2 rRNA genes are annotated in these 1,242 nt (G+C 59.3%); both read right to left on the bottom strand.

The annotated features are described in order from the left end of the window. Nucleotides 1-324: ribosomal RNA gene (locus HTZ82_RS15755) — 23S ribosomal RNA — on the bottom strand; the annotation flags it as partial. A gap of 284 nt (nt 325-608) precedes the next feature. Continuing rightward, nucleotides 609-1,242, bottom strand: a 16S ribosomal RNA gene (locus HTZ82_RS15760); the annotation flags it as partial.

The raw sequence follows: 1,242 nt of genomic DNA on the forward strand, positions 1-1,242 counted from the left end.
TCCCACAACCCCGCATGCGCAACCCCTGCCGGGTATCACACACATACGGTTTGGCCTCATCCAGTTTCGCTCGCCACTACTCCCGGAATCACGGTTGTTTTCTCTTCCTGAGGGTACTGAGATGTTTCACTTCCCCTCGTTCCCTCCACACTGCCTATGTGTTCAGCAGCGGGTGACAGCCCATGACGACTGCCGGGTTTCCCCATTCGGACACCCCCGGATCAAAGCTCGGTTGACAGCTCCCCGGGGCCTATCGCGGCCTCCCACGTCCTTCATCGGTTCCTGGTGCCAAGGCATCCACCGTGCGCCCTTAAAAACTTGGCCACAGATGCTCGCGTCCACTGTGCAGTTCTCAAGCAACGACCAGCCACCCATCACCCCACCACAAGCATGGTGAGTTCACTGGGGCCGGCGTGCGAAGGGCGAGCAGCGCTCGCACCCTCAGACACCCAACAGCGTGCCCGACCCGACCCCTCTCGACCAGATCCACGTTCCACGCCGAAGCAGTACTAGTGATCCATCAAGAAGAATCGTGCCGAGTAGTCAACGTTCCACCCATGAGCTGACCGTGCAGAACGTTTGCCTGCAATCGGTACTGTGCTCCTTAGAAAGGAGGTGATCCAGCCGCACCTTCCGGTACGGCTACCTTGTTACGACTTCGTCCCAATCGCCAGTCCCACCTTCGACAGCTCCCTCCCCACAAGGGGGTTGGGCCACCGGCTTCGGGTGTTACCGACTTTCGTGACGTGACGGGCGGTGTGTACAAGGCCCGGGAACGTATTCACCGCAGCAATGCTGATCTGCGATTACTAGCGACTCCGACTTCATGGGGTCGAGTTGCAGACCCCAATCCGAACTGAGACCGGCTTTTTGAGATTCGCTCCACCTCACGGTATCGCAGCTCTTTGTACCGGCCATTGTAGCACGTGTGCAGCCCAAGACATAAGGGGCATGATGACTTGACGTCGTCCCCACCTTCCTCCGAGTTGACCCCGGCGGTCTCCCGTGAGTCCCCAGCACCACAAGGGCCTGCTGGCAACACGGGACAAGGGTTGCGCTCGTTGCGGGACTTAACCCAACATCTCACGACACGAGCTGACGACAGCCATGCACCACCTGTACACCGACCACAAGGGGGGCACCATCTCTGATGCTTTCCGGTGTATGTCAAGCCTTGGTAAGGTTCTTCGCGTTGCGTCGAATTAAGCCACATGCTCCGCCGCTTGTGCGGGCCCCCGTCAA

The sequence above is a fragment of the Streptomyces sp. TRM64462 genome (genome assembly GCF_013362995.1).
GTDB lineage: Bacteria > Actinomycetota > Actinomycetes > Streptomycetales > Streptomycetaceae > Streptomyces.